This window comes from Desulfovibrio sp. (genome assembly GCF_034006445.1).
In the GTDB taxonomy this organism is placed as follows: domain Bacteria; phylum Desulfobacterota; class Desulfovibrionia; order Desulfovibrionales; family Desulfovibrionaceae; genus Desulfovibrio.
Map to the genome: position 1 here is coordinate 1 of NZ_JAVESS010000042.1, position 3,138 is coordinate 3,138.

Annotated in this window: 6 protein-coding genes; all 6 read left to right on the forward strand. The window is 58.8% G+C overall.

Translation table 11 applies throughout. The features are described 5' to 3' along the window. On the forward strand, window positions 1-241 hold a 241-nt coding region (locus RBR41_RS14535), incomplete at its 5' end, for a hypothetical protein (protein WP_320353395.1). After that, complete coding sequence (locus tag RBR41_RS14540) at window positions 219-569, forward strand: DUF2730 family protein (RefSeq protein WP_320353396.1); 351 nt, start codon at window positions 219-221, stop codon at window positions 567-569. The genes RBR41_RS14535 and RBR41_RS14540, both read left to right, overlap by 23 nt. Continuing rightward, a complete protein-coding gene (locus RBR41_RS14545) occupies window positions 569-907 on the forward strand; it encodes an ArsR family transcriptional regulator (RefSeq protein WP_320353397.1) in 339 nt (112 codons plus the stop codon). The genes RBR41_RS14540 and RBR41_RS14545 overlap by 1 nt, the downstream gene beginning before the upstream one ends. Further along, the gene (locus RBR41_RS14550) at window positions 895-1,449 is read left to right on the forward strand and encodes a phage protein Gp27 family protein (RefSeq protein WP_320353398.1); all 555 of its coding nucleotides are present in this window, start codon (window positions 895-897) and stop codon (window positions 1,447-1,449) included. Before RBR41_RS14545 ends, RBR41_RS14550 begins: the two co-directional genes overlap by 13 nt. Before the next feature lie 128 nt (window positions 1,450-1,577). Then, window positions 1,578-2,789, forward strand: a complete 1,212-nt coding sequence (locus RBR41_RS14555; RefSeq protein ID WP_320353400.1) for a PBSX family phage terminase large subunit — start codon at window positions 1,578-1,580, stop codon at window positions 2,787-2,789. Further along, on the forward strand, window positions 2,786-3,138 hold a 353-nt coding region (locus RBR41_RS14560; RefSeq protein WP_320353401.1), incomplete at its 3' end, for a hypothetical protein. The genes RBR41_RS14555 and RBR41_RS14560, both read left to right, overlap by 4 nt.

Here is a 3,138-nt window from a genome sequence, read left to right on the forward strand (position 1 = left end):
GCAAAGTTCCCCATGCACGCCCGATGTGCAGCGCGTCAGTATTGTGGAGCGCCCAGCGCGGCCCAATTGGCCTTTGTTTGCCAATGGCGACTTGCTCTGTCTGTCCGTGGATGCGCGTACCCGTATGGCGCAGCGTCACGCAATGACCGTCTGGTACATCAGGCAGCTTGAATCTTTGGCTGATGCCTATGAGGCGCAGATCTCCCAGGAGGCGGCTCATGCCGGAACTGCTGCAAAGTGAACGGTTCCTGTTTTGGGCAGTTTCCGGTGGTCTGGCCTTGACGGGTGGTCTGCTGTGGTTCGCCATCCGCAAATTTTTCTTCACGCAAGACGATGGGGCCAGGGTCATACAGCGCGTGAGCGCCGTGGAAGCCCGACTGGACAAGCATGAAACCAGACTGGATGCCATGCCCACGGTCGAAGCCGTTAATCGCCTTGAATCTCAAATTGGCGAGGTGCGCGGCGACCTGCGCGCCCAGGGCGCAACCCTTGATGGCTTGCGCCAGCAAACCCAGGGCATCAACCGAGGGCTTGAAATGCTGAACCGCCATTTATTGGAGAAGGGCTAGTGAGTTACCGCGATGTGCTTATTGCCGACCGCCGCCTGTGTGTTCTGCGCACCCTGGCATCCGCGCCAGAACGCCGCGCCAACCATGCCACCCTGTGCGACCTGTTGGCCGTACTTGGGCATAGCGTGAGCAATGAAGCCATGCTGGCAGATCTGGCGTGGCTTGAAGAAATGGGCCTTGTGGCCTGTGAAGTGCTTGCGCCTGGCGCGCGTGGATGCACGGTGCCCACCTTGACGCAGCGCGGGTATGACGTGGCCCTGGGTCGCGCTCAATGCCCAGGTGTGCGCCGTCCTCTGCCCGGCGACATGCCGGATCCGGAGGCCACATGGCTGGGGTAAGCAAGGTGCGGCGTCTGCCCGCAGAACTGCGCGATCTTGTGCATGAACTGCTGGATAAAGGCACCACGGTGGATGACGTCACCGCCGCACTGCAAGAGTTGGGAGCGGATGTTTCGCGCTCCGGCGTGGGTCGGTATCGCAAGCAGTGGCAGGAAGCCATGCAGGAACTGGCAGAAGTCCGCGAGTTCAGCCGTATGGCAGTGCGTGACCTGGACAAACAGCCGGAAAGCCATCTCACCCGACTTAATGCCCACTACCTTGAAACCGCTCTTTTTCGCGCACAGATGGCCCTCCGCGCACAGTTTGAAAAGGATCCTGAAAGCGCCATCAAACTCATTACCAAGGCGTCAATGGCCCAGATGCTTCTGGCCCGCGCCCAGCGAGACAATGCCGAAACCACCATCAAGGCGGACGGCTACGCCGAAGAAAAGCAGCAGGAAGCTGCCGAACAGGAAAGTGGCGACAGAACCATTCAGGTCACGTTTGTGCCCGTTCCGACTGCTGCCGATACACCTAAAACGCCTGACAACAAGGACGCCTGATCATGCCCGTCAGCCGGAATCGAAAAAACGCCCCACAGCGTCAAAAAAAGGCACTTGCGCCGCTTTATGCGGGTGAGAGTGTTTTGGCGCGTCCTGGGGTGTTTAGAAACGTTTCGGAACAGGTGTCTGTGTCGTCTCCCCTGTGCGTTATTGATGACGTGCAGATTCCCCAGGCCTTTGCCGAGCTTTTCCTTCCCCGCCGCTACAAGGTCTATTATGGCGGGCGCGGTGGCGCTAAGAGCTGGTCCTTTGCCGATGTGCTCATCACCGAGGCCCTCAAGCGCCGATTGCGTGTGCTTTGCGCCCGCGAATTACAGGTCAGTATCAAGGACAGCGTTCACAAGCTCTTGAGCGACCGCATAGAGGCCCGTGGGCTTTCCAGCATGTTCACGATCACAGATACGTCCATCCGCAGCGTGATGGGTTCTGAATTCGTTTTTCGCGGGCTGCGGCATAACGCTACGGAAATAAAAAGTTTTGAAGGCGTTGATATTTGTTGGGTGGAAGAGGCCCAAAAGGTCAGTCAGGACAGTTGGGACGTGCTGCTGCCAACAATCCGCAAAGAAGGGGCGGAGGTGTGGGTATCGTTCAACCCGTCCAGCCCCAACGATCCCGTATGGCAGATATTTGTTGAGAACACGCCGGAAAACGCCATTGTTCGCAAGGTCAACTGGTACGACAACCCGTTCTTCACCTCCACTCTGGACGAAGAGCGGCGGCGCTGCCTTGCCACCGATCCGGACAAGTACGCCTGGATATGGGATGGCGAACCCCGCGTTATCTCCAAGGCGCAAATTTTCAATGGTCGCTGGAAGTCGGAACTGTTCGACATCCCCACATCTGGTGTGCGCTGGTTCACCGGGGCTGACTGGGGCTTTGGTTCTGACCCCAACACTCTGGTACGGGCCTATATCCACAAATTCCCCGATGGCGAGCGTGAAATCCGCGTCTGTCATGAGGTCTATGCCGAAGGCCTGGAAGTTGACGATCTGCCCACGCTCTACACTGGCATGCCCGAGGCCCGGCGCTGGCCTATCAACGCGGACAATTCGCGCCCCGAACTCATCAAGTATTTGCGGCGCAGGCGTTTTGCCATCCGGGCCGCCAAGAAGTGGCCGGGCAGTATTGAAGACGGCATTCGCTGGCTGCGCGAAATAGGGCTGAATATCCATCCCACCTGCGTACACACCCTGCGAGAAGCCACCTTGTACAGCTACAAACAGGATCCGCTCACGGGTGAAATACTCCCTGTCATCATGGACAAGCACAACCACTGCTTTGACGCACTGCGCTACGCCTTTGACGGCCCCATACGTGGCAAGGGAGGGCTTGCCGCATGAAATCCCTGCTGATTACTCCGGACCGCCGCGCCTTGAAATTCACGGCCCACCCCATAGACCAGACCCCGCGTCTTGGTGCCAGCGGGCTGGCCAACACGCCTCTTAATGCTGCGGATTGTGCCGAACGGTATGCACTGCCCGCCGTCATGGATGTTTCCAGACCCAAGAGCGGTCTGGTGGATGCTGGGGGCATGGCGCTGGATTCCGTGGGAGCGCCGTGCGCTGATGTAATGCAGTTTCTTGCCGACACTGGCGGTATGATTGGTGCGCCGTCTTTTATCGGCTACGCCTCTTGCGCCAACTTGAGCCAGGATCCGCTTATGCGGGCTGGTGTGGAAACACTGGCGGC

Coding starts and splice junctions, on each gene's coding strand:
- RBR41_RS14540 (WP_320353396.1), top strand. CDS start 219: ATGCCGGAACTGCTGCAAAGTGAACGGTTCCTGTTTTGGGCAGTTTCC.
- RBR41_RS14550 (WP_320353398.1), top strand. CDS start 895: ATGGCTGGGGTAAGCAAGGTGCGGCGTCTGCCCGCAGAACTGCGCGAT.